This is a genomic window from Microbacterium testaceum (assembly GCF_001476285.1).
GTDB classification, from domain to species: Bacteria; Actinomycetota; Actinomycetes; order Actinomycetales; family Microbacteriaceae; genus Microbacterium; species Microbacterium testaceum_B.
The window spans coordinates 1-3786 of record NZ_LDRU01000133.1 but is presented as its reverse complement, the minus strand read 5'-3'; the positions used below and the strand labels follow the sequence as shown (position 1 = coordinate 3786).

At 69.9% G+C, this 3786-nt stretch carries 3 protein-coding genes; 1 reads left to right on the top strand and 2 read right to left on the bottom strand.

What is annotated here, in order from left to right; all coding sequences use genetic code 11:
- Positions 1-930, bottom strand: a 930-nt coding sequence (locus NS283_RS17785) for an FAD-dependent oxidoreductase (RefSeq protein WP_058598176.1), incomplete at its 3' end; no start/stop codon positions are given.
- A 157-nt stretch (positions 931-1087) separates the two neighbouring features.
- Positions 1088-1468 carry a hypothetical protein gene (locus NS283_RS17780; RefSeq protein WP_058598175.1) on the bottom strand — a complete coding sequence of 127 codons (381 nt, stop codon included), beginning with the start codon at positions 1466-1468 and terminating at the stop codon, positions 1088-1090.
- A gap of 348 nt (positions 1469-1816) precedes the next feature.
- On the opposite strand from NS283_RS17780, the gene purL reads away from it, so the two are divergent.
- A partial coding sequence (gene purL, locus NS283_RS17775) for a phosphoribosylformylglycinamidine synthase subunit PurL (protein WP_241492283.1) occupies positions 1817-3786 on the top strand: 1970 nt, incomplete at its 3' end.

Sequence of the window (3786 nt, the reverse complement as noted above, 5' to 3'; positions counted from 1 at the left end):
GGCGACGGCATCCTGAACCGCGAGGTTGATGCCCACCCCTCCCGCGGGCGACATCGCGTGCGCGGCGTCGCCGATGCACAGCACGCCGTTCATGTGCCACCGGCGGAGGCGGTTCAGCCGCACGTCGAGGTGCTTCACGTCGTCCATCGACGCGATCGTGTGCACGTCCTCGGCCAGGTCGGGGAGGAGCTCGGCGACCTCGGCGCGGAACGCGTCGATTCCGGCGGCGCGGAGCGCGGCATCCGTCCCCTTCCGGCCGATCCACGCGACCTGCACGTACCCACGGCGGGGGATCGCGATCCCGATACGACCTCGACGGACGCGCGGGAGCAGCGCCTCCGCCAGGTGCCGTGCGGTCGTGACGCGGAACCACCACACATCGAACGGAACCGCGAACTCGCGGAGGGGCAGGTCGAGAGCGCGACGCACCACCGACCACCGCCCGTCGCACGCGACGGTGAGGTCGGCGAGCAGCTCGCCCTCACCGCGCGGGGATCGGATAGTCACGCCGCGAACGCGCCCGCCCCCGCGGAGCACGCCGGTCACCTCGTGCTCGCGCAGCAGGGTGAAGGTCGGCTCCGCCTCCGCGGCCGCCGCGAGCAGGTCGAGCAGATCCCACTGCGGCACCATCGCGATGTACGGATGCCGCACCGGCAGCCGATCGAGATCGGCGAGCACCACGTCTGAACCGTCGGTCGTGGGGACGCGGAACTGGCGCACACGGGACTGCGGGAGCTGGTCGAAGCGCTCGAAGAGTCCGAGGTCGTCGAGCAGTCCGAGAGTCGAGGGGTGGACGGTGTCACCCCGGAAATCGCGGAGGAAATCCGCGTGCTTCTCGAGAACGGTGACCCGGATGCCACCCCGCGCGAGCAGAAGTGCGAGCACCAGCCCCGCGGGCCCGCCGCCGACGATGGCGCACGTCGACGTCATGTCGCCCTCCTTCTCACGCGGTGCTTCTGCGCGGTGGCGTCGGGCATGACGCCCCGGACCGTCACGCGGAGTTCATCGCCGACACGCCGTGCCGCGGCATCCTGAACCGGCGCGTCGCGCCCGGACTCCGCCCGAGGGAACGTAATGGCCGCCCGCCTCAGATTTTGCTGCTGACCAGGATGCCGCGGCCCTCGAGGTCGGCGGCGACCTTGCCGACCGCCTCTTTATAGGCGTCGTAGAGCCTCACCTGGACGAGACCGTCGTCGTTACCGCTGCCCGGCTGGAAGATCGGGCGGTGGAGATCCACCTGGACCGTGCCGCCGAGGTCGGTGAACTTCACATCGAGCACCTCGCGGAGCGAGTCCTCGCTCGTGATGAATCCCTGGAACATCGTCCGGGCGATGCTGCCGTGCGCGGCCTTCCAGTGGTCGCCCTTGTCGGTCACGGTGAAGTCCGCTGCTTCGAGGGCCGATCGCGTGGCATCCTGCGCCGCGGCGAGGTCGCCCGAGACGACGAGCTGGAAATTGAGGATGGCCATGGCACGCCTTTCGGTCCGGTGCGGATCAGCCTGTCGCCTTCCTCTGTTCGGCACAACCACTTCCGGTGCCGCCACCCTCCCACCGGGTCCGCGCGGTACCCGGCGGTGGGGCCGTCCGCCACCGTGCCGTCACGCGGAGTTCGTGGCTGACACGCCGCCCCGCGGCATCCGGAACCGGCGTGTCGCGACCGGACTCCGCACGACGGCACGGGCCCCGGCCGCGACCCGTGGCGGCCCCGGACCTCGACCCGGGGAGCGGATGCCACGCCCCACCCGTCCTCCCCAGCGGGGCGGAGGCCGCGACCTGTCCACGTCGGCCGATCAGGATCGGCTGCCCCAACTAGACTGATGCCCGTCCGGCCCCTGCGATTCTTGGAGCTCAGCCGCGTGACCACCCCGAACCCCGCCGCCCGCACAGCTCTTGCTGACACCGTCGAGAACGCCATCGCGACGCCCGAGAAAGAGCAGCCGTACGGCGCGCTCGGCCTGAAGAGCGACGAGTACGCGAAGATCCGCGAGATCCTGGGCCGCCGCCCCACCAGCGGCGAGCTGGCGATGTACTCGGTCATGTGGAGCGAGCACTGCTCCTACAAGTCGAGCAAGATCTACCTGCGCCAGTTCGGCCAGAAGGTCAGCGACGAGATGAAGACTCGGCTCATGGTCGGCATGGGCCAGAACGCCGGCGTCGTCGACGTGGGCGACGGCTGGGCGGTCACCTTCAAGGTCGAGTCGCACAACCACCCGAGCTACATCGAGCCGTTCCAGGGCGCGGCCACCGGCGTCGGCGGCATCGTGCGCGACATCATCTCGATGGGCGCGCGCCCGGTCGCGGTCATGGACCAGCTGCGCTTCGGCGCCATCGACCACCCCGACACCCCGCGCGTCGTGCACGGCGTCACGAGCGGCATCTCGTTCTACGGCAACTGCCTGGGCCTGCCCAACATCGGCGGAGAGACGGTCTTCGACGCCGTCTACCAGGGCAACCCGCTTGTGAACGCCCTCGCGGTCGGCGTCATGCGCCACGAAGACATCAAGCTCGCCAACGCCACGGGCGTGGGCAACAAGGTCGTGCTGTTCGGTGCCCGCACGGGCGGTGACGGCATCGGTGGCGCGAGCATCCTGGCATCCGACACCTTCGCCGACGGCGGCCCCACCAAGCGTCCCGCGGTCCAGGTGGGCGACCCGTTCGCCGAGAAGGTGCTCATCGAGTGCTGCCTCGAGCTCTACCGCGACGACCTCGTCGAGGCCATCCAAGACCTCGGGGCCGCGGGCATCTCGTGCGCCACGAGCGAGCTCGCCGCCAACGGCAACAGCGGCATGAGGGTCGAACTCTCGAAGGTGCTGCTGCGCGACCCGTCGCTCACGCCCGAAGAGATCCTCATGTCGGAGTCGCAAGAGCGCATGATGGCGATCGTCGCTCCCGAGAAGCTCGACGCCTTCCTCGCGGTCGTCGGCAAGTGGGACGTCGAGACGAGCGTCCTCGGCGAGGTCACCGGCGACGGCCGCCTCGTCATCGACTGGTACGGCGAGCGCATCGTCGACGTCGACCCTTCCACGGTCGCGGTCGACGGCCCGGTCTACGAGCGCCCCGTCGCCTACCCGACCTGGATCGACGCGCTGCAGGCCGACTCGGCCGCGACCCTTCCTCGGACGACGGATGCCGAGACCCTCCGCGAGCAGTTCACGACGCTGGTGGCGAGCCCCAACCTGGCCGACACATCGTGGATCACGAACCAGTACGACTACTACGTGCTCGGCAACACCGCGCTGAGCTTCCCCGACGACGCCGGCATGATCCGCGTCGACGAGGAGACGGGTCTCGGCTTCGCGATCGCGACCGACTGCAACGGCCGCTACAACCAGCTCGACCCCTACAACGGCGCGAAGCTGGCGCTGGCCGAGGCGTACCGCAACGTCGCCGTCACGGGTGCCGTGCCCACCGCCGTCACCGACTGCCTGAACTTCGGCAGCCCCGAGAACCCCGAGGTCATGTGGCAGTTCAGCCAGGCCGTCGAGGGCCTGAGCGACGGATGCCTCGAGCTCGGCATCCCGGTCACGGGCGGCAACGTGTCGTTCTACAACCAGACCGGCGACCAGCCGATCCACCCGACCCCCGTGGTGGGTGTCCTGGGCATCATCGACGATGTCGCCGCGCGCATCCCGAGCGGATGGCAGGATGCCGGCGAGAACCTCTACCTGCTCGGCGTCACGGCCGACGAGCTCGACGGCTCGCAGTGGGCCGGCACGATCCACGGCCACCTCGGCGGTCGCCCGCCCAAGGTCGACCTCGCTCAGGAGCGCAAGCTCGCCGAGCTGCT